The organism is Pseudomonas sp. NPDC096950 (assembly GCF_044762525.1).
Taxonomy (GTDB): domain Bacteria; phylum Pseudomonadota; class Gammaproteobacteria; order Pseudomonadales; family Pseudomonadaceae; genus Aquipseudomonas.
The window spans coordinates 77,009-97,852 of the sequence record NZ_JBIWEL010000010.1 but is presented as its reverse complement, the minus strand read 5'-3'; the positions used below and the strand labels follow the sequence as shown (position 1 = coordinate 97,852).

At 60.4% G+C, this 20,844-nt stretch carries 14 protein-coding genes; 1 reads left to right on the top strand and 13 read right to left on the bottom strand.

Translation table 11 applies throughout. The features are described from left to right. Positions 1–83 precede the first annotated feature (83 nt). On the top strand, positions 84–308 hold the full coding sequence (locus ACIQY3_RS17165) for a YgdI/YgdR family lipoprotein (RefSeq protein WP_054046026.1): 225 nt from the start codon (positions 84–86) through the stop codon (positions 306–308). Positions 309–442: 134 nt separating this feature from the next. On the opposite strand, the gene ACIQY3_RS17160 is transcribed toward ACIQY3_RS17165, so the two are convergent. The 13 genes from ACIQY3_RS17160 to ACIQY3_RS17100 form a co-directional block, all read right to left on the bottom strand. Continuing rightward, a complete protein-coding gene (locus tag ACIQY3_RS17160) occupies positions 443–808 on the bottom strand; it encodes a hypothetical protein (protein WP_403021480.1) in 366 nt (121 codons plus the stop codon). A 263-nt stretch (positions 809–1,071) separates the two neighbouring features. After that, positions 1,072–2,925: a polyurethanase gene (locus ACIQY3_RS17155; RefSeq protein ID WP_403021477.1), complete on the bottom strand. Its 1,854-nt coding sequence runs from the start codon at positions 2,923–2,925 to the stop codon at positions 1,072–1,074. Positions 2,926–3,031: 106 nt separating this feature from the next. Further along, positions 3,032–4,726 (bottom strand): polyurethanase, encoded by a 1,695-nt coding sequence (locus tag ACIQY3_RS17150; protein ID WP_403021475.1) that lies wholly within the window; start codon positions 4,724–4,726, stop codon positions 3,032–3,034. Between the two features lie 23 nt (positions 4,727–4,749). Next, positions 4,750–7,821: an autotransporter domain-containing protein gene (locus ACIQY3_RS17145; protein ID WP_403021472.1), complete on the bottom strand. Its 3,072-nt coding sequence runs from the start codon at positions 7,819–7,821 to the stop codon at positions 4,750–4,752. A 202-nt stretch (positions 7,822–8,023) separates the two neighbouring features. Continuing rightward, positions 8,024–10,981, bottom strand: coding sequence for an autotransporter domain-containing protein (locus ACIQY3_RS17140; RefSeq protein WP_403021469.1), 2,958 nt, complete (start codon positions 10,979–10,981; stop codon positions 8,024–8,026). Positions 10,982–11,184: 203 nt separating this feature from the next. Further along, positions 11,185–12,549: a TolC family outer membrane protein gene (locus ACIQY3_RS17135; RefSeq protein WP_403021467.1), complete on the bottom strand. Its 1,365-nt coding sequence runs from the start codon at positions 12,547–12,549 to the stop codon at positions 11,185–11,187. Positions 12,550–12,551: 2 nt separating this feature from the next. Then, complete coding sequence (locus tag ACIQY3_RS17130) at positions 12,552–13,901, bottom strand: HlyD family type I secretion periplasmic adaptor subunit (protein WP_403021465.1); 1,350 nt, start codon at positions 13,899–13,901, stop codon at positions 12,552–12,554. After that, complete coding sequence (locus ACIQY3_RS17125; protein WP_403021462.1) at positions 13,898–15,688, bottom strand: type I secretion system permease/ATPase; 1,791 nt, start codon at positions 15,686–15,688, stop codon at positions 13,898–13,900. The genes ACIQY3_RS17130 and ACIQY3_RS17125 overlap by 4 nt, the downstream gene beginning before the upstream one ends. A 213-nt stretch (positions 15,689–15,901) precedes the next feature. Then, positions 15,902–16,324: an AprI/Inh family metalloprotease inhibitor gene (locus ACIQY3_RS17120; RefSeq protein WP_403021713.1), complete on the bottom strand. Its 423-nt coding sequence runs from the start codon at positions 16,322–16,324 to the stop codon at positions 15,902–15,904. A gap of 97 nt (positions 16,325–16,421) precedes the next feature. After that, a complete protein-coding gene (locus ACIQY3_RS17115; protein WP_403021460.1) occupies positions 16,422–17,876 on the bottom strand; it encodes a serralysin family metalloprotease in 1,455 nt (484 codons plus the stop codon). 931 nt (positions 17,877–18,807) lie between these two features. Beyond that, positions 18,808–19,266, bottom strand: coding sequence for an REP-associated tyrosine transposase (locus ACIQY3_RS17110; RefSeq protein WP_403021458.1), 459 nt, complete (start codon positions 19,264–19,266; stop codon positions 18,808–18,810). 93 nt (positions 19,267–19,359) lie between these two features. Further along, positions 19,360–20,445 (bottom strand): polyamine ABC transporter substrate-binding protein, encoded by a 1,086-nt coding sequence (locus ACIQY3_RS17105; RefSeq protein ID WP_403021455.1) that lies wholly within the window; start codon positions 20,443–20,445, stop codon positions 19,360–19,362. Between the two features lie 53 nt (positions 20,446–20,498). Next, positions 20,499–20,840 carry a cupin domain-containing protein gene (locus ACIQY3_RS17100; protein WP_403021453.1) on the bottom strand — a complete coding sequence of 114 codons (342 nt, stop codon included), beginning with the start codon at positions 20,838–20,840 and terminating at the stop codon, positions 20,499–20,501. Positions 20,841–20,844: the final 4 nt, after the last annotated feature.

Genomic DNA, 20,844 nt, shown 5'->3' with positions numbered 1-20,844 from the left:
GCCGATCCACGGCACCAACCGCCATAGAGCGACAGTGATGACAGAAACCGTCACACTGATTTTTTGAGCATCATGGAGGTGTTATGAATATCAAGACCCTGGGCCTGCCCCTGGCCGTTGCAGCTTTTTTGGCCCTGGCCGGTTGCTCCACGCCAACCGTGGTGACCCTGCAGAACGGCACCCAGTATTTGACCAAGGACATGCCGAAAACCAAGACCAAGGATGGATTCTATGAATTCGAAGATATCTCCGGGGCGAAAGTGAAGGTCAATGCCAATGATGTGGCGACGGTTCGCAAGGAGGACTGAAGACCGCGTTATCGTTCTTCGCGAGCAAGCCCGCTCCCACAGGGGACCGCGTCCAGTCACACATTTTGTGCACGGCGCAGATCCCATGTGGGAGCGGGCTTGCTCGCGAAGAGGCCAGTCAAATCAACACAAAATCAAGGCATCCCCGGAACACTGGTATCGCAGACAACATAGCGATCCCCGCGCTTGATCATCTCCGCCCGCAGCTTCTGGCACCGGTCATATTCCTGCTGCACCGAATTATCGATGCTGATGTTGCCGGTCACTTCCGGCTTCTTCCCGTCACCGATCCGGATCGTCGCCCAAGGCTGCTCCGGTTCGATATGAAAGCGGCTTTTCTCTTCGACAGGTGTTTTGGTTTCGATCGCTGCCGGTTTCGGCAACTCGTCTGGCGTCATGCCATAACGGCTCAAAATCGAGTTGTGAGGCAATTCTGCGACGGCGTTCGCCGATAACACGGCCAAGGCCAACCCCAAGACAACTCTCTTGCTGTTACTCACGTTGCTGAATCTCCTGTACTCAATGGCGGCATACCGCTGTGCGTTTAGACATAACGCAGAAGTGGGCGGATGCTTTAGTGCCGTTTCCTGTTGGTGCAGGTGTTTGAGTCCAGGAATGACCTTCGAGTCACGGTGACTGGCAGGTTTACCGCGTTATCGTTCTTCGCGAGCAAGCCCGCTCCCACATTGGATCTGCGTCGTGCACAAAATCTGCTGCACATGCAGTCCCCTGTGGGAGCGGGCTTGCCCGCGAAGAGGCCCTATCAGGCGATGACGATGCCGGAGCCAGACAAACTCTCCAACCCAACCCCCACCAACGTCACCGAGTCCCCACCAAACGTCAGCACCGTGTCATGCCCGACCGCCGAGGCATGCGCCCGGTAATCATCGTTCGGCGCCACGCCTTGAACCCCGAGGAATACCAGTTTGTCGCTGGCCTGATAGCCAATCACTTTGTCCTGGCCAAACCCGCCGGTGAACAGGAACGTATTGATCCCGCCCCCCGACTCCATCAGGTCATTGCCCGCGCCGCCGACAAACACGTCATTACCCTTGCCGCCGATCAAATGGTCGTTGCCGTCCAGGCCAAACAACCAGTCGCCGCTGGCGTGGGCCGTGAGCGTGTCAGCCCCCGCGCCGCCCTTCACCGTCGAGGCGTACTGGGTCAGGTTGTTGCCGACTTTCAAGCCATCCGCCGTGACGCTGTGGGTCACGTCGTCCTTGAACACGCCCCACAGGAACGCCGGTTCCTTGGTGATGATGTTGCCGATGTCGCGGGTGATGCTAATCCCGCCGTTGGCGTCCTTCACGTAGAGGTTGCCGACGCCGTCATTGGCGAACACGAAGTTCTTCACCGACTGCTGCAAATCCAGCACGTTGCTGCCCTTGCCGCCCAGCACGATGTTGTAGCCGCCGCCGTCGCGGAAGGTGTCGTTGCCATCCCGGCCTTCGAGGTAGTCGTTGCCCTTCCCGCCCTGGATCAGGTCATTGCCGTCGCTGCCGATGATGAAGGTGCTGCCCTTGTGGGTTTCGGCATTGCGGTTCAAGTCCTGGACCCAGGTATTGGCCTTCGCCGGGTCCGAGAGGTTGGCGACGATGATGGTCGAGTCTTTGCTGGTGAGGTCGTAGAACTTCGACTCGATCACCCGGTTCATTCCGTCGCCATACGCGGTCGGCAAGTGGGAGATCCAGGTCGGGATGTTGAGGATGGAAAACGGCAGCACGTTCCACGCCGTCGAGGCGTAGTGATCGTTGAAGCTGACGATGTTGTCGGTGGTCGAGGCCTTGGCGCCGTCGTGCACGCCCACGGACGCGAGGTTGAAGGTCGAGCCGTCGAGGGCGCGGAATACCGGGTCGTTTTCGTAGCCAACGTTGAGCACTTTGTCGTTGCTGCTTTGGGTTGGCGAGGCGTAGGCGATGTAGTTCGAGTCCTTGTAGAACCCCGACCACTTGTCCGTGCTCAGATCCGCCAGGCTGTTGACCGCCAGACCACCGAGGCTGTGACCGCTGACCAGTACGTCCTTGCCCGACAGGCCATGGGCACTGGCAAACGCCGCCACATTGCCGAACAATTTGCCAAAGGCTTCACCGGCGTAGTTCTTCGCATAATCCTTTGGCCCGAGTGCGGCCAGCAGATCGTTGATCGCGTCGCCGATGGAGTCACCGATGAGGATTTCCCGCGGGCCGCTGGTGCCACGAAAGGCGATACCAAGCTCCGTAAGATGACCTTGAGCGTCGTACTTGCCGAGGATTTCGACCTGCGCGCTGGTGTAGCCGGCCTTCTCGCCGTAGAAGGTTCCCCGTGCGTCAGTCTTGCCGTCATAGCCCAGTTGCGAGGCGGTGATCGGCGTCCAACCGGCCTTTTTCACGGCGTCCAGTGCGAGTTTTTCGGAGTCAGGGTTCCACGGCACGCCGGGGATGACGCCCTGGGAATCGGTGCCACCGATCAGCGCGGTGACCAGTGTTGCCGGCAGCCCGAGGCCGAAGCCGTTGTGCTGGTAACCGGCGGCAAAGCCGTTATCCAGGTTGTGGTAGGAGTACAGCGTGATGGCCATGGCGTCGCTGAACAACGCCTTGGATTCTGCTGTGCTGAAGTTTTTGTAGTCATACACACCCATTGAAATTGCCTCTCTCTTTATTGGAATTGTCAGAGATAGCTCACAACCAGGACGCCTCACTGACGAGGCGCCCCGGAGCATTCAGTGCATGCAGCTTTTGTTACGGTTACGCGAAAGTGATGGTTGAAGCCGACAGATTATCCAGTCCGACGCCGACCAGGGTGACGGCAAAATCGCCAATCTTGAGCAGCGTGTCGTGGCCGGACTGGGTCGCGTGTTGCTTGTAGTCATAGCCCTGCCCCGCGCCCTGGACGCCCATGAACACCAGTTTGTCGCTGCCCTGGTAGCCATTGATCGCGTCGTAACCGAAGGCACCGCTGAACAGGAAGGTGTTGTTGCCGCCACTGGCATGCATCACGTCATTGCCCGCGCCACCGACGAAGGTGACGTGGCTTTTGTCGCTGCGCAGCAAGTCATCGCCGGCATTGCCGAACAACCAGTCGCCATCGAGGGTGGCCGCCAGGGTGTTGCCGTAGGCATCGCCATTGAGCGAATGGTTGTAGTGGGTCAGCTCGCTGCCGTTGAGCAAGCCGTTGGCCGTGACGGTGTAACTGACGTCCTTGGTGCCCAACCACGAGCCAGGCTCCTTGCTCACCAGCGCGCCGATGTCCCGGGTCAGGCTGATGCCGCCGTAGGCGTCGCGCACATACAACGTGCCGTCGCCGTCGTTGGCAAAACTGAAGTTCTGCAACGGTTTTTGCAGCTCGAAGGTGTTGCTGCCCTTGCCGCCGAGCAGGATGTTGTAGCCGCCGTCATCGCGGAAACGGTCATTACCGTCCCGGCCCTCGATGAAGTCATTGCCGGCGCCGCCCTTGAGCAAATCGTTGCTGTCGGTGCCGATAATGAAGGTGCTGCCGGTGTGCGGCTCGCCGCTGCGGCCCAAATCCTCGACCCAGGTTTTACCCCGGGAATCGACCGCCAGGTTGGAGACGATCAGCGTCGAATCCTTGCTGGTCAGGTCGTAGAACTTCGAGTCGATCACCCGGTTCAAGCCATCGGCATAACCCAGCGAACCGTGGGCCGACCAGCTCATCGGGTTGAGGATGCTGAACGGCACCAGGTTCTGCGCGGTGGAGGCGTAATGATCATTGAAGTTGACGATGTTGTTGGTCGCCGACGCCTGATAACCATCGTGCTTGCCCACCGAACCACTGCTGAACGTGGTGCCGTCCAACGCGCGGAATACCGGATCGTTTTCGTAACCGATGTTGAGCACGCTAGTGGAGACGCTTTGGGTCGGCGAAGCGAAGGCCACGTAATTCGCGCCCTTGAAGAAGCCGCCCCAGTTATCACCGCTCAACTCCGCAACGCTGTTGACCCCCAGGCCGCCGAGGCTGTGCCCGCTGATCAACACGTCCTTGGCGCCCACACCATGGGCGATGGCGAACGCGGCGACGTCCTTGAGCAAGGTGTCGAACGCGTTTTTCGCGTAGTTCTTCGCGTAATCCACCGGGCCGATGGCGGCCAGCAGGTTGTTCTTGATGTCGCCGAAGGTGTCGCTGTAGCCCAGGCCACCAGTGCCGCGAAACGCCACGCCGATGCCGATCAACTTGCCGGCCGCGTCGTACTTGCCGAGCACTTCGGCTTCGGCGCTGGTGAAGCCGTCCTTCTCGCCAAAGAACGAACCTTGCGCACTGACCTTGCCTTGATAACCCAGCGCGGTCGCGCCAATCGGCGCCCAGGCAGTGGCGGGCAATGGCTTGCCCGTCGGCGTGTAGGCGTAAAGCGTCAGGGCGATGGCATCGCTGTACAACGCCTTGCCGGCTGCACCGCCGGCAGTTTTGTAATCAAACAGTCCCATGTGTTGGCTTCCTTAGCGTCAAATCAGAACTGCCAGTCCAGGGTCAGGCCCACGCCGTGGTCCTTCTCGTTGGAGCCGATCAGCCCGTTGTAATCCAGGTTTACGCGGGTCGCTTTGTTCAACGCCAACCCGGCACGCAGGCCGACCACGGCGGCGTTGCGATCCATCGACACACTCTGCACGTTGAACCCGGTGTTGCCGTTGGCAAAGGCCAGGTGTTGATCCGTATCGACACTGCTCGGGTTGTGCTGCCAGCCGAGGCTGCCAGACAGTTCGAGGCTTTTCTGGTCGGACAGCGCGATGGATTTGCTCGCCCGCAGACCGAGGGTCGAGAGCACCGCGTCGCGATTGTCTTCACCACCTTTCAGCGCGGCGGCATCACCCTTTTCGGTGAAGCTGTCGCTGTTCAAATGCACGTAGGCCAGTTTGGCGAACGGCTCCAGGGCCAGGGGTTGCAGGTCCAAACGATAAGCCGCTTCGGTGAACACCTGCGCGGTGGTCGCATCGTGTTTGGTCTTCTGCTTGCCGCTGACATCGGCGAATTGCAGGTCACGTTTCGCATCAATGCGATGCCAGCTGTAGGCACCGCCGACGCTCAGGCGCAGGGCATCGATTTCATGCCCCAGGTACGCACCCAAGTGGTAGCTGTCGACATCGGCCGACGAATGCGTGCCATCGCCCATGTTCAACGAGCTGTTGCTATAACCGGTGACGAAACCGAGACGGGTATCTTTAGCGATCAAGCCATCGCCACCCACCAGCAAACCGCCGATGGAGCTGTTGGAACTGGCGTTGTCGTTGCCGCCATCACTCTTGCCCCAGGCGCCCAGGACTTTGACCCAGAGGTTGCTTTTCTCGTCGGTCGGCGCGCCGGCGTCGAACAGATCCCGTTCGCGCAGACGATCGCTGACTGCATCACGCAGGTAACGGCTGTCGTTGATCAGCATCGTGCCAACGGCCGGATGAATCTCGCCGGACAGTTGCTGGAACGCTTGCTGGGCCACCGCCGCAGTCGGCGCCAACAGCAGGGTTTCGTACAACGCATTGCCCGCGCCCAATTGCTCGGCGGCTGCCGCCACGGCGCGTTGGTTCGGGGTCTGGGCGACATCGCTGAAAGCCGTCGCGTTACGCTCTACTGCCAGTTGAATGCCGGTGGCCGAGTAATCCAGGGCACCGCCGATAAACAGGTAGTTCGGCAGCACCGCCGCGAATTGGCCCTGAATGCCACCCGCCGCTTGCAGGATGTTGTACTGATGGCCAAGCAGGCTTTGCGTCTCGGCGGTGGTCAGCAAGGTCGGGCTGTTTTCCAGGGACAGGCTCACAGTAGCGCCATCAATCACGGCTTTGCCGCCGGCGATGATCTGGTCGCTGCTGGTCGGCGACAGTTCCACGGCGTAGGTCGAGCCAGGCTCGAAGACCACGTCGCCGGCCACTTGCAAGGTGCCGATGGAATTGCCCGGCGCCACGGTACCGCCGCTTTTCGCGGTGAGTGCGCCGATGCGGCCGTTACCGCCGAGGATACCGCTGTTGTTGACGGTGACCGCCGACGCCAGGGAACCGTTGATCGCCAGGCGCCCCTGATTGACCAGGGTCGGGCCGGTGTAAGTGCTGGCGCCGGTCAGCACCAGGGTGCCGATACCTTGCTTGGTCAGGCCGCCATGGCCGGAAATGTCGTTGCGCCAGGTGTCGAGCCCGCAGTGCACGTCGTTGCAGACACGCTCGGTGGGTTTGCCGGCGTCGATGATCCCGCCGATACCCGGCAGGTCCGCGACAAACTGGCTGGAGCCGTAGGCGCCTTCGATGCGGAATTCTTCAGGAATGTCCTGCTCGGTGACGAACATCGCCGGGCCATCGATGCCTTTGCCCAGGTTGATCATGCCCCAGCCGTACAACGCATCGACGCCAGGGGCACCGAGGTCGGTGGCGGTGGTGCGCAATACATTGGCGACCTGAGCGCCGGTCATGTACGGGAAGCGTTCCATCAGCACCGCCATGGAACCGGCCACATGGGGCGCGGCCATCGAGGTGCCGTTGTAGTTGGCGTAACTGGTGCCGAGGGTGTCGGCGCTGTTGCCGGTGATGATCGAGCTGTAGATCTTGCTGCCCGGCGCCGACACGCAATAACTCGCGGTGTAGCCGCAGCGCGACGAGAAGGTGCTGATGTTGTAGAGGTCGGCGCTGGTCAGGTCCGGGTTCTTTTGCAACGCCGCCACGGTGATCCAGTTGGGCGCGATGTCCGGCACGAAATACGCGAGGCCGGCGATGGCATCCGGGTTGTTGAGGTTGTAGTCGTTGCCGGCGGCGAAGATCGTGACGATGCCGCTGCGGGCCGCCGCGATGGCGCCGTCATAGGCGCCGCCGGGTTTGGTGCCGAGCAAAGGCTGGATCTCGTTGAACTGCAACTGCGCGTCCTGCACGGTGAAGTGCGGGTACGCCGGGTTGCGCCCGCCGAGGTCAAAGCGATCAGTGATGCCGATGCCCCAGCTGTTGTTGATGATCCGCGCGCCGCTGGCGATCAGGGCATCCCAACCGGCCTTGTAGACCGCGCCGTCGTTGCCGCGAATGATCCCGTCTTCCGGGCCTGGGTCGCCGTTGTCGGCACTGATGATTTGCGCGCCGAACGCCACGCCGTGCATCTGCCCACCATCGCGGCTGCCGGCGGCAATCCCGCCAACGTGGGTGCCGTGGGCTCCGAGCTTGCCGTCGGAACCGACCGAGGGTGCGCCGTCATAGAGGAACGCGTCCCCGGCTTTGACCGGGATGTACGGGTCGGTGTATTCGCGGATGCCACTGGTGACCAGGTTGATCACCTTGTTGGTGCCGGAAAATTCCGGGTGCTGGGCGTAGACCGGCTGGTCGAAGATCCCCAGTTTCACGCCTTTACCGGTGTAACCGGCGGCGTAGGCTTGCTGCGCATTGATCGCGCCCACGCCCCAATCGGCGTTGAACTCGGCGCTGCGCCAACTGTTGGGATCACCGAGTTTGCCGTTTTCCACGTACGGCGCGGCATGGGCGGTGCCCAGGCTGGCCAGGGCGCAGAGCACCGCAAGGTAGAGGGTTTTCAAAGCAAATTTGTTGTTATTTACAACAGTCATCCAGCTACCTTCCTTAGTTGTGTTGCCAAAATCCGTATGGCTGTGCGCCTGGTTTTACCTGTGGGAGCGGGCTTGCTCGCGAAGGCGGTGTGTCAGCCAACGGAGATGTTGGATGTAAAACCGCCTTCGCGAGCAAGCCCGCTCCCACAGGGGGATCTATACAGCCGGGCGATCCAGTCCGGCGCAGCCACTGTTTAATGTTTTAAAACTGCCAATTGAGGCTCAGCCCCACGCCATGGCTTTTCTCGCGGCTGGCCAGTTGGCCGGTGTAATCGAGGTTCAGGCGGATGTCACGGCTCAGGGCCAGGCTGGCATGGGCGCCCACCAGCGCGGCATCGCGTACCAACGGCGAACTTTCCACCGCGAACGCCGTGCCACCGCTGGCAAACGCCAGGTGTTGCTGGGAATCAACGCTGCTCAGGTTGTGCTGCCAGCCGAGGCTGCCGCTCAAATCCAGTTGCTGCTGGCCGGGCAGGTTCACGGTTTTCAGCGCACGCAGGCCCAACGTGCTGAGCACCGCGTCCCGGGTGTCGCCATGGCTTTTCAGCGCGGCGGCATCACCTTTCTCGGTGAAACCTTCGGTGTCGAGGTGCACGTAGGCCAGGTTGGCGAACGGTTCCAGCGCCAACGGTTGCAAGTTCAAGCGATACGCCGCTTCGCCGAACACCTGGGTGGTAGCGGCATCGACCTTGGCTTTCTGCTTGGCGCTGACGTCGCCGTATTGCAGGTCACGTTTCACATCGGCGCGATGCCAGCTGTAGGCACCACCCGCGCTCAGGCGCCAGGCGCCCAGTTCGTGGCCGGCATAGGCGCCCAGGTGATAGCTGTCGACCTGCGCCGAGGAATGGGTGCCCGAACCCATGTTCACCGAGCTGTCGCTGTAACCGGCCACCAGGCCGATCTGGGTTTGCTCATCAACGGCGCCATCGACACCGGCCAGCAAACCGCCAATCGAGGTGGTGTAGCCCGCCGTGTCGTGGCGATCATCGGTCTTGCCCCAGGCGCCGAGGGCCTTGATCCAGCCGTTGTTTTGCGCGCCTTTGGCGTCGTTGAGGCGTTCACCCACGGCATCACGCAGGTAACGGCTGTCGTTGATCAACACTGAACCCAGCGCGGGGTAGATTTCCCCCGACAACTGCTGGAACGCTTGTTGCGCCGTACTCGCTGTCGCTGACAACAGCAGGCTTTCGTACACCGGATTGCCCGCGCCCAAGCCTTCCACGGCGCTGGCCACGGAGCGTTGGTTCGGGGTTTGGCCGACGCTGGCGAAACTCGTAGCGTTGCGTTCAATACTCAACCCAATGCCGGTGGCGGAGTAATCGAGGCTGCCGCCGATAAACAGGTAGGTAGGCAACACTGCACCGAACTGCCCCTGGACACCGCCCGCCGCTTGCAGAATGTCGTACTGGTGACCGAGCAGGCTTTGCACTTGTTGAGCGCTGAGCAAGGTCGGGCTGTTTTCCAGGGACAAGCTCACGGTGGCGCCGCTGACCGTGGCGGTGCCGCCGGCGACAATCCGGTCGCTGGTGGTCGGTGACAGTTCCACGGCGTAGGTCGAACCCGGTGCGAACGTCACGTCGCCGCTGACCTGCAAGGTGCCGATGGAATTGCCCGGCGCAACCGTCGCGCCTGAGTTGGCGGTCAATGCGCCGATGCGACCGGAGCCGCCCAAGGTGCCGCTGTCATTCACGGTCACTGCTGAAGTCAGTGAGCCGTTCACCGCCAGCAATCCGCCGTTGACCGTGGTCGGCCCGCGATAGGTGCTGTCGCCGGTGAGCATCAAGCGACCGGCGCCGGATTTGATCAGGCTGCCTTCATACACGCGGGTGGCTGCTGCGGCATCCCGCGCCGTGCCCACCGCGTAGTCGGTCTGGTCCTGTTGACTGGCACCAGCCGCCACGCCGTTTTCCCAGCCTTTGTCCTTGAGCGTTTGTTGCCAGGCGCTGTGTTCGGCGGCGTCTTCAGCCTGGCGCTGAATCAGTGCCTTGTCGCTGATGCCGTTGCTCCAGACATCGCTCTGCCCTGCCCCCAGATTGGCGTCGAACGCGCCGAGCAGTTGCCCCGGCCCGTGCAGCGCCCGGTCGAGGTTGGCGACACCCCAGCCGACCTGGGCGTTCGGCCCCTCGGTGATCGAACCGTCGAGCTGGGTCGCGGTGGTCAGCAGCACTTGCAGCGCTTGCTGGTTGTTCATGTAGGGGTAGCGTTCCATCACCAGCGCCAGGGCGCCCGTGGCGTGGGGTGCGGACATGGAGGTGCCGGACTTGATCGCGTAGCCGCCATCGGGAATGGTGCTGTCGATCTTCGCGCCGGGGGTGGTGATGCACCAATACTTGGCGATTCCGCACTGGTTGTACTTTTGCAGGTTGCCTTGATCCAGCCCCGACACCGCCAGCCAATGCCCTTCCAGGTCCGGTTGGAAGTACGGCAGCGCCGAGCGCACGCTGGCGTTGGGGTAGCCGCTGTTGCCGGCGCTGAACACGTTGACCACACCGCGACGGGACACGTCGGCGGCGGCATCCAGCCAGGTGCCTTTGTTGAAGTGCTGGGCGTAGGCCGCGTGCAAATCGTCGAGGGTTCGATAGCTGACGTCCGGCGGCTGACTGCCCCAGCTGTTGTTGATCGCGCGCACGCCGGCATCCGCCAGGGCGTCATACGCCGCTTTGAAATAGCGCGGATCGGGATTGGGGCCGAACAGGAAGCTGTCGGTCTTGTTGGTGTTGGCCACGTAGAGCTGCGCGTTGTACGCCACGCCGTGCATGCCGGTGCCATCGCGGGAGGCGCCGATGGTGCCGGCGACGTGGGTGCCGTGGGAGTCGTTGTTGGGGTTGAGCGTGCCGTTGACGTTGAACGGCGTGCCATCGACGTAGCTGCCGCTGGCCGTGACCCCGTGATAGCGGTCGGTGGCGAATTCGGGGTGGGCGGAATCGAAGCCTGAGTCCAGTTCGCCGATGATCACGCCTTTGCCGGTGATACCGGCGGCGTAGGCTTGATCGGCCTGCATGCGCGCCAGGCCCCAATCGCGCTGGAACTCGGTCGAACGCCAACTCGCGGCGTCGCCGGGTTTGCCGGTTTCAAGGTATTGGGCCTGGGCGGCTGCGGGGATCGCAGAAACCAGGAGCAATAGCGTGCCGACCGAAATCGGCTTGATCTGTACGTCCATGTCTTCTCGCTTTTTTGGCGTTTTTAGAGTTTTAGCCCCCTGTCCGCGGGGGTGGTCGTGCGGTATTTCAGGTTGTCGCTGTCGTGATTCCTGTGGCGAGGGAGCTTGCTCCCGCTGGGCTGCGAAGCGGCCCCCGAAAGCGGTTGCTGGGCAACCGGACGGGAGCAAGCTCCCTCGCCACAAGTTGATGTTTCTTCAGAAAGTTATCGGGATTTCGGGCCCTGCCCAAACGCCTCGTCAACCTTCGCCAGATCCTGCTCGTTCAACGTCCCGGCGTAGTAATGCAGCTTGGTCCACGCCATCAGGTAGTCGTAGCGTGCCTGAGCCAAATCCCGGCGGGTGGTAAATAGTTGTTGTTCGGCGTTGAGTGCATCGAGGTTGACCCGCTCGCCACCGAGGATGCTTTGCTTGGTCGACACCACCAGCGCTTCGGCGGACACCAGGGCTTTCTGATAGGCCCGCAGTTTGTTTACCCCCGACAGACAGGCGCTGAACTGGCGACGCAGTTCGATCAGGGTTTCCCGGGTCTTGCCGTCGAGGTCGTACTCGGCCTGTTCCATGGAGCGGCTGGCCTGACGGGTCATGGCCGACACTCCGCCGCCGGCATACAACGGCACGCTGACTTCAATACCGATGGTGTTGGTGTCGTAACGCTGGTTGTAGGTGTTGCCGCTTTCCGATTCGTTCTGGCGCATGGTGGCGTAGGCGTTGACTTTCGGCAGGTGCCCGGCGCGGTTGCGTTCGACTTCGTAGCGCGCCACTTCCACCGCTTGGCGCTGGGAGGCCAGGTTCGGGTTGTTGGCCACGGCCATTTCGTGCCAAGTGTCGTAATTGGCCGGTGTCAGGACGAAGGTCTGGAAGTTCTGGTCCAGTGGCGACAGGTCACCGATGTTAAGCGCCGGCACGCCGATCAGCGCGCCCAACTCGCGCAACGACGCGTCCTGCTCATCCCGGGCTTCGATTTCCTCGGCGGTGGCCAATTCATAGCGAGACTCGGCTTCCAGAATATCGGTGCGGGTGCCCTCGCCCTGGCGGAACATCTGTTCGTTCTGCTGGAACTGTTGTTCGAAAGCCTTTTTCTTCGCCAGGGCGATGTCGATCTGATCCTGGGCGAACAATGCCTTGGTGTAGTTCTCCAGCACCCGCACCAGCAATTCCTGGCTCTTGCCGCGAAAGGTTTCATCGGCGAACAGCGACTGCGCCACGCCTTTGCGGTACGACGCGTAGGCCTCGTAGTCGAGCAATGGTTGTTGCAGGCTCAGGGTCGAGCCGTAACTGCTGTAATTGCGGTCATCGGTCTGGTTCTGCCCGCGCTGATCCAGGGCGGTGGCCTTGGACGAGTTACGACCCTTGTTGTAGTTGTAACCGATCCGGGGCAGTAGCCCGGCGCGGCCAATGATGCGGTTTTCGAGACCGGCATCCCGTTCCTTGATGGCGCCCAAGAACACCGGATCATTGCGCAACGCCTGTTCGTAGATCTCAAACGGCCCCAGGGCCATCGCACTGTTGCAGGTCAGCAACGCCAGGGCTGCCCCGAGTATGGAAAGCTTATTCATACAACCGAACATCCTTATTCCTCGGTCAACGCGGAGCCTGCCCGGTCGAGCAGCGGTTTGAACAAATAGTTGAGGAGTGAACGTTCACCGGTGCGCACGAACATTTCCGCCGGCATGCCGGGCTTGATCACCAACCCGTGGAGTTTTTCCATGGCCTGGTCACTGACGCTGCTGCGCAACACGTAATACGGCGCGCCGGTTTTCTCGTCGATCATCTGGTCAGCGGAAATCAGGCTGACTTCGCCCGGTACACGCGGGGTGCGGCTCTGGTTGAACGCGGTGAACAGGATGTCCACCGGCAAGTGCGTGCCAACCTTGTCGATCAGGTTGACCGGCAAGTGTCCTTCCACTTCCAGGGTGGTGCCTTGGGGCACGATTTCCAGCAGGGTTTCGCCCTGGCGCACCACGGCGCCTTCGGTATGCACCCCAAGGTTGACCGCGATGCCGTCGGCGGTGGCGATGATCTCGCGGTGTTGCAAGTCGAACCCGGCGGAGGTCAGTTGCTCCTTCAGGGTGACGCTTTTGAGCTGCGCGTCGGCCAGTTGGGTGCGGACTTCTTTCTGGTATTCCTCGATGTGCTGTTGCAGCTTGAGTTTCGCTTCGAGGATGCCCTGCTCCACCCGGCCGCTTTCGCCGGTATTTTCGGCCAATTGCTGCTGCACTTGCGACAGTTGACGCTGGTATTCCATCAAGCGGTTGCGCGGGATGTAGCCGTTGTCCGCCAGGGGCTGAAGGTTGCTCAACTGTTGTTGCAGCGAGTTGGCCTGGGCCGTCAGGTCGGTGCGCGCACGGCGCATGCCGGCCAATTGCGCGCTGGCGCCTTCGATGTTGGCGCGCAGTCCACCTTGTTCGCGGGCATAGGCTTCGCGACGGCTGCTGAACAATTGGCGCTGGCCTTCGAGGACCAATGCCAGGCGCGGATCGGCGTCCTTGCTCAGTTCGGCGGGGAACGTCACCACCTTGAGGTTATCCCGCTCACTCTCCCAACGCGCCACGCTGGCCCACGCCATGCGGTATTGCGCCTGCAGCGAATCGACGTCGGCGGCGGCCTGGGTCTGGTCGAGCTGGAACAGCGGCTGGCCTTGCTTAACCGCCTGGCCTTCGCGCACCAGAATACGGCTGACCACGCCATTGCCAATCGACTGCACGGCTTTGCGTTTGCCGGAGACTACGACGGTGCCTTGCACCGGAATCCCTTGATCCAGCGGCGCAAGGCTGGCCCAGGTGAAAAAGCTGCCGGCACCGACGATCGCCAGAATCCAGCCCATGCGAGCGAAGTATTTGGCGTCGCGCTCCGGGCGCTCGGCAATGTAATCGTGTTCCATCGTTGCTTCGTTTTCAGTGTTCATGCGTGCGCTGCTCATACACCCGAATTCCTTGTCGTGGGCTGATACTGCCGGCTCATGCTGAGCCCGCCCGGTGCCTGCGCCGCTTTCTGTTCCTGATTGGCCGGTTGATTGCCGGACTGATTGCCTGATAGCGCCTTAAGCACTTCCTGACTCGGGCCGTAGGCCTGCAAGCGACCCTCGCTGAGCACCAGCAACTTGTCCGCCTGGGCCAGTGCCGAGGAGCGATGGGTGACCAGAATCACGCTGGTGCCCCGGGCTTTCATGTGTGCGATGGCGCCGGCCAGTGCCGCTTCGCCGACGGTGTCGAGGTTGGAGTTGGGTTCATCCAGCACCACCAGGCTCGGGTTGCCGTACAACGCACGGGCCAGGGCCACGCGCTGCTTCTGGCCGCCGGACAAACCGCTGCCGTCTTCGCCGAGCACGGTGTCGTAGCCTTGGGGCATGCGCAGGATCAGTTCGTGGACGCCGGCGTGTTGCGCCGCTTCCACGACTTTCTGCGGATCGGCATCGCGGAAACGCGCGATGTTTTCGGCGATGCTGCCGCTGAACAATTCGATGTCCTGGGGCAAGTAGCCGATGTATGGGCCGAGGTCGTCGCGGTTCCAGCGATGAATGTCGGCGCCATCGAGCCGCACCGTGCCGCCGAGGGTTGGCCAGACACCGACCAGTACGCGGGCCAGGGTTGATTTGCCAGAACCGGAGGCGCCGAGCACGCCCAGCACTTCCCCGGCCCCGAGGCTGAAATTGACCATGTGCAAGGTCGCCGCACGTTGGCCCGGAGGGCCGGCGCTGACTTGCTCAAAGGTGATCTGGCCTTTCGGTGCGGGCAGCGCCATGGCTTCATCGCTGGGCGGATAGGCTTGCAGCAGTGCGTCGAGGCGACGGTAGGCGAGTTTGGCGCCGCTCCATTGCTTCCACACGGCAATCAGTTGATCGATGGGGCTCAGGACGCGGCCCATCAAGATCGAACCGGCAATCATCATCCCGGCAGTCATGTCACCCTTGATTACCAGCAATGCACCCAACCCCAACACCAGGGATTGCAGGCACAGGCGCAGGGTCTTGCTCAGGGAGCTAATCACCGCACCGGTGTCGCTGGCCTGATTCTGCAAGCCCAGGAAACGCGAATGCACCTGGAACCAACGCTTGCGCAGAACCCCGAGCATGCCCATCGCCTGGATGGTTTCGGCGTTATGCAAGTGACTGGTGGCCAATTGGCTGGACTTCTGGGAAAACCCGGCGGCTTCGCCAAGTGGCTTTTTGGTCATCGCCTCGTTGAGGCACGCCAGGCCGATCAGCAGCACCGCACCGGCCGTAGCCAAAACGCCCAGCCAGACGTTGAACAGGAAAATCACAAACAGGTACACCGGGAACCACGGCGCATCGAAGAAGGCGAACAGCGCCGGCCCGGTAACGAACTGACGAATGTGGGTCAGGTCCCCGAGGGACTGCCCGGCGTTGCCCTCGCCCTTGAACAGGTTGCGCTCGAACGCGGCTTGGTAGACCCGCAGGTTAAAGCGCCGCTCCAATTGGCTGCCGATGCGGATGACGATAAAACTGCGCACGACTTCGAGCATGCCGATGAAGGCAAAGAACCCGACCACCATCAATGACAGCATCGCCAGTGTGGTTTCGTTTTGCGAAGACAGCACCCGGTCATAAACCTGGAGCATATAAATGGAGGGAACCAGCATCAGCACGTTAATCAGTGCAGTAAAACAACCGACGCTGATCAAGATGCTCTTATAGTCGCCCAGTGCCTTGAATAAGGGTGCGGTGCCTGGGGCCTTCGCCATCTTCATTGATTTTTCCTGAGATGATAGTCCTCGTCATTCTTTGACGAGGTTTCAATTAACTGCCTGCTCGCGAGCCCAGGCACTCTTTGCTAGTTAACGCTTACAAATGAATAACAACTCTTTTTAATCAAACGAGAGTCGGGGTTATTGATCTTCGGCCTATATCTGCATTGACGGGCTTTATATCCAGCGCTCAGAGCGTCGATCTTGTACTTATGCTTATTGCGCGGCGCGCGTGAGCGTAATGATCAGTCCTGACTTCAAAGTGCTTTTATAGAGCCCTTCGCGTTGTCGGCTGAAAAACACAATTCTTGAGCCTTCTTTGCCAGTGATCGAAATGCCGTCCGGCTCGGTGAACCAGCCAATCGCCGGCTCTTCCAGCCAGGCGCTGAGGCATTCGGCGCCTTCGCCCAGGGTCTGCTTTTGTTGAAAATCGATGGTGCACACGTTCGACGGTTTGTCCTGCAATGCCTGGGACTCAGCGGTGTCTTGCGGGGCGTTGAGGGTGGCTTGCCAAAGGCCTGCCAGTTCCGAGGGGTCCGCTAATTTCAGGCTGTTTGCCATGGCTACATCTCCAAAAAACATCATCAGCGTTGCCAATAGCCACGCGGTTGCTTTGTAGGTAAAGGCGTTATGGGTCATAGGACGTTTTACTCCGGGGTGTAGCCTCACCCACAGCGGGCATGGATGCAAGGGCAGAGCGCGGCGCATGACGCGCCGCGCTCCTTTTCGCCCTGGATCAGGCCACGATGTCCGTGGTAGCTGCCTGGCCAACGGTGCTGACGAGGAAGTCAGCCACGCCGTGACCGGAGAAGTCCACCGCCAACTGGCTGTTGCCACCCGAAGAGGTCAACACCGCGTCGCCTGCCGCACCCGTGAACGAACTCACGAAGTGCACGCCCGCGCCCTTGGTGATGCCGGTCAGGTCGATCTTGTCCAGGCCGCTGACAAAATCGAGGATCTGATCGGCTGCACCTGGCTTGGAATCGCTGCTGGCGGCAAACACGAAGGTGTCCGAACCCGAACCGCCCCACAGCTTGTCCGCACCGCCCGCGCCGTAGATCAGGTCGTTGCCGGCACCGCCCTTCAGCTCGTTGGCAATGCTGTTACCGATCAACAGATCGTTGCCCGAACCGCCGATGGCATTTTCGATGATCGCGCCCTTGGCGATGGACACGTTACCTACCAGGCCGCCAACGTCGGAGAACGAGGCGTCATTGAGGTTGATCTTCTGGTTTTGGGTAAAACCGGAGAAGTCCAGGGTGTCCTTGCCGCCCGCATCCCAAACCGAGAAAACGAGTTTGTCGGCGGACGACGAAGCGCTCAGGAAATCACGACCGGCGTTGGAGTTGAAGCCGTAAGTGGTGTCACCGGTACGGGTTTCAGTGTTGGCGCCGTAGAGTTTCTGGATCGCCGCGATATCGTCCATCAGCGGGCCGGAAGCATAGGCTTCAACGCCAGCCTTGCTGAAGTTCTGGCTGGTGTTGCTTTCACTCCAGTAGCTCATGAGGCTGTAGCCACGGGTGTCCTGGCCGTAGGACGCGTCGTTGTAGGTCGGGTTGCCTTCGCCGGCGTTGTAGTCGCCAGGGTGAGACAGGCCCAGGGTGTGGCCGATTTCATGGGTGAGTGTCTGACGCCCGTAGTTGTTCACGCCCGGGGTCTTGTTGACGTTGTAGCCGCTGCCGGTCAGGTACCAGGACTGCCCGTCATAACCTGGCTCGGTGCCCGGCAGGAACGCAAATGCCGCTGCGCCGTCCTGGCCACCGCTGTAGTTACCGAAGCTCATGTGACCGTCGCCGCCCTTGGCCGCTTCGGCAAAGGTAACTTTGGCCACATCGGCCCAGGATTGCATGGCGAGCACAGCCTGGGCTTTTTGCAGGGCACTGAACTGACTGAAACCGGTAACGCCCAGGCCGCTGAAATTCGAGGTCTGGGACGTCAGAAAGGTGTAGGTCAGTTCGATCTTGCCGCTGCCGTTGAGATCGTGCCAGGAAGCACCATCGCGCAGCAGTTGAGTCGCGGCTTGATCCACCGAGAAGGAGGGTTTGCCATTGACCGTGAGGTTACCGCCACGGTCGTATTGATGGCTGAAGCTATTGATCTGGTTGAACGCAGAACTCGGCGCCGCCAGTGCTTGCAGTGGCTGGAAGGCCAGTTCGGCGGAATCAATAGCCTTGGCTTTTACTTTCGACATAAACACACTTCCTTGTTAAGCAATGGAACAGTTTTTGTCAGATAGAGACAATCTCTGGCGAGATCGTCCTATCACTCGCCCAATGAAGGCGTAAGAAACCTGACACAATTTGAAATCAAACGTCTACTACTTTTTTAAGGTCAAATTGTTGTGTTCCAGCAAGTGCCCGGAAACAAGGGGTGCGGGGTCTGAATATAGTTTTTAGTGCGCGGATCTGGACGAATTGTCTGACAATTTCAAATTTAAATATTAAATAGACCTAAGTTGCTTTTTGTCGAGGACGTCTCACTTTGCTGAACTTATTAATATGAGTGCCAGTGCATTGCCATCAACTAAATTAAATACTTAGTGAATACACATTATGTCGAGTGCCACCTGTAGCAGCTGCCGAGCCTGCGAGGCTGCGTTCGACTGCGCAGCTGTCGTCAAACCTGAGCACACCGTCTTACTGAAACACCACATCGCCTGATTTCACGACCGCTGCGCGCTCGAACGCAGGCTTCGCCAGCTGCTACAAAAAGCACGCCCTACGCCAACCTGTAGCAGCTGCCGAAGGCTGAGCTCGACTGCGCAGCAGTCGTAAAACCTGAGCACACCGTCTTACTGAACACCACGTCGCCTGATTTCACGACCGCTGCGCGCCCGAACACAGGCTTCGCCAGTTGCTACAAAAAAGCACGCCCTCCGCCAACCTGTAGCAGCTACCGAAGGCTGCGCTCGACTGCGCAGCAGTCGTCAAACCTGAGCACACCGTCTTACTGAGACACCACATCGCCTGATTTCACGACCGCAGCGCGCTCGAACGCAGGCTTCGCCAGCTGCTACAAAAAGCACGCCATACGCCATGTCTAGCGCGCCCTACGCCAACCGTAGCAGCTGCCGAAGGCTGCGTTCGGCGGCGCAGCCGTCGTAAAACAAGCGATGCAATACATCAGAGCCAACACGCATCCCAAAGCGGGTAATCATGAACTCGCTCAACGAGCCCCGCGCGTACGGGGTTGTGAACTACGTATCGCGCAAGATCCTTTACATCGTCCTCCTTGCGAACTGCTCGGTCGTGATAGCCCTTCTGCCACAACCGCCCTCGCCGTCCCAACGCCTGATTGACGGCCAAACTGCTACGAGATTTGATGCGACACACCACGTCGGCCAATGTTCTATCCCTCAGCTGTAAGAGGCAGTGCATATGATCCGGCATCACAACCCAGGTCAAAAAATCCGCCCAAGCCTCCTCCTCTATCTCGCGAAGCTGTTTGACGACCAGTCGCCCCAGTTTCCAATCAGCAAAAAACGGCTGTCGCTGGTGAACGACAGCCGTTATCAGATAAATACCTCCGGGTTCGGAAAAACGACCAATACGCAGGCGACCAGCGTTCGTACAGACAGGCATTCCATTGCCTCCTTATCCATTGAATAGGAAGCCTCGAATCTACAGCGCGGCCTCTTAACTCGATAATCGCCAATAGCGACTAAATGTGTGGCTTCAACTCCCCGTCCGAATCTTGTTCCAAACCCGCGTCCTAATCCGGTCAATGTTCAACGGCATCGCCTCCAGCGCGAACAATTTCCCCATCATTTCCGGGCTTGGATAGACCTTGGTGTCGTTCTTGATTGCCGGATCAATGAGGCTGTCGGCCTGTTCGTTACCGTTGGCGTAGTGCACGTAGTTGCTGATGCTGGCCATGACGTCGGGGCGCAGCAGGTAGTTCATGAAGGCGTAGCCGGCCTTGTCGTCCGGGGCGTCGGCGGGCATGGCGACCATGTCGAACCAGATGGCGGCGCCTTCCTTGGGAATCGAGTAGCCAATATCCACACCGTTCTTGGCCTCCTTGGCACGGTTTTCCGCTTGCAGGATGTCGCCGGAGAAGCCGACCGCCACGCAGATATCGCCGTTGGCCAGGTCGCTGGTGTACTTGGACGAGTGGAAATAGCTGACATACGGGCGGACTTTCAGCAGCAGCGCTTCGGCTTTTTTATAGTCTTCCGGGTTTTTGCTGTGGTGCGGCAGGCCCAGGTAGTTCAGCGCTGCCGGCAGCAGTTCCGGGCCATTGTCGAGGATGGCGACGCCGCACTTTTGCAACTTTTGCATGTTTTCCGGCTTGAAGATCAGGTCCCAGGAATCCACCGGCGCGTTGTCGCCCAATACGGCTTTGACCTTGGCAATGTTGTAGCCGATGCCGGTGCTGCCCCACAGGTACGGAAAGCCGTGCTCGTTGCCCGGATCGTTGGTCTGCAAGGCTTTGAGCAGCACCGGGTTGAGATTTTTCCAGTTCGGCAACTGACTCTTGTCGAGCTTCTTCAACGCCTTGCCTTCAATCTGCCGGGCCATGAAGTGGTTGGATGGAAACACCACGTCGTAACCGGATTTGCCGGTCATCAACTTGCCGTCGAGGGTTTCGTTGCTGTCGTAGACGTCGTAGGTGAAACCGATGCCGGTTTCTTTCTGGAAGTTCTTGGTGGTGTCCGGGGCGATGTAGTCCGACCAGTTGTAGATCTTGACGGTTTCGGCCGCGTGGCCGAGGGTCGCGACGAGTGCAAGGGGCGCCAGAGTCAGTGTCTTTCGGATCATGAGTCGATTCCTGTAAGGGCTATTGTTATTGGCAGGCAATCAAAAGATCAAAATCAAAAAATCAAAACGTAGGTCTTGCGCACGGTTTCCTGGATATCCCAGATACCGAGGCTGTTGGCCGGCAACATCAGTGCATCGCCGGCTTCTATGTGCAGGGTTTCGCCGCCGTCGGGGGTGAAGGTGCAACGGCCCTGGATGAAGTGACAGAACTCCTGGGCCACGATCTGCCGGCGCCAGCGGCCGGGGGTGCATTCCCAGACGCCGATTTCGACGCCGTCGTCGCGCTCGACGCTGGTGGTCGAAGCCACGGCCACAGGCGTCCCCAGCGGCACGGCGACGGGGTTGGATTCGTCCATTTTCAGGGTGGCGGTGTTCTTGAATTGCGTGATGCCCATGGGA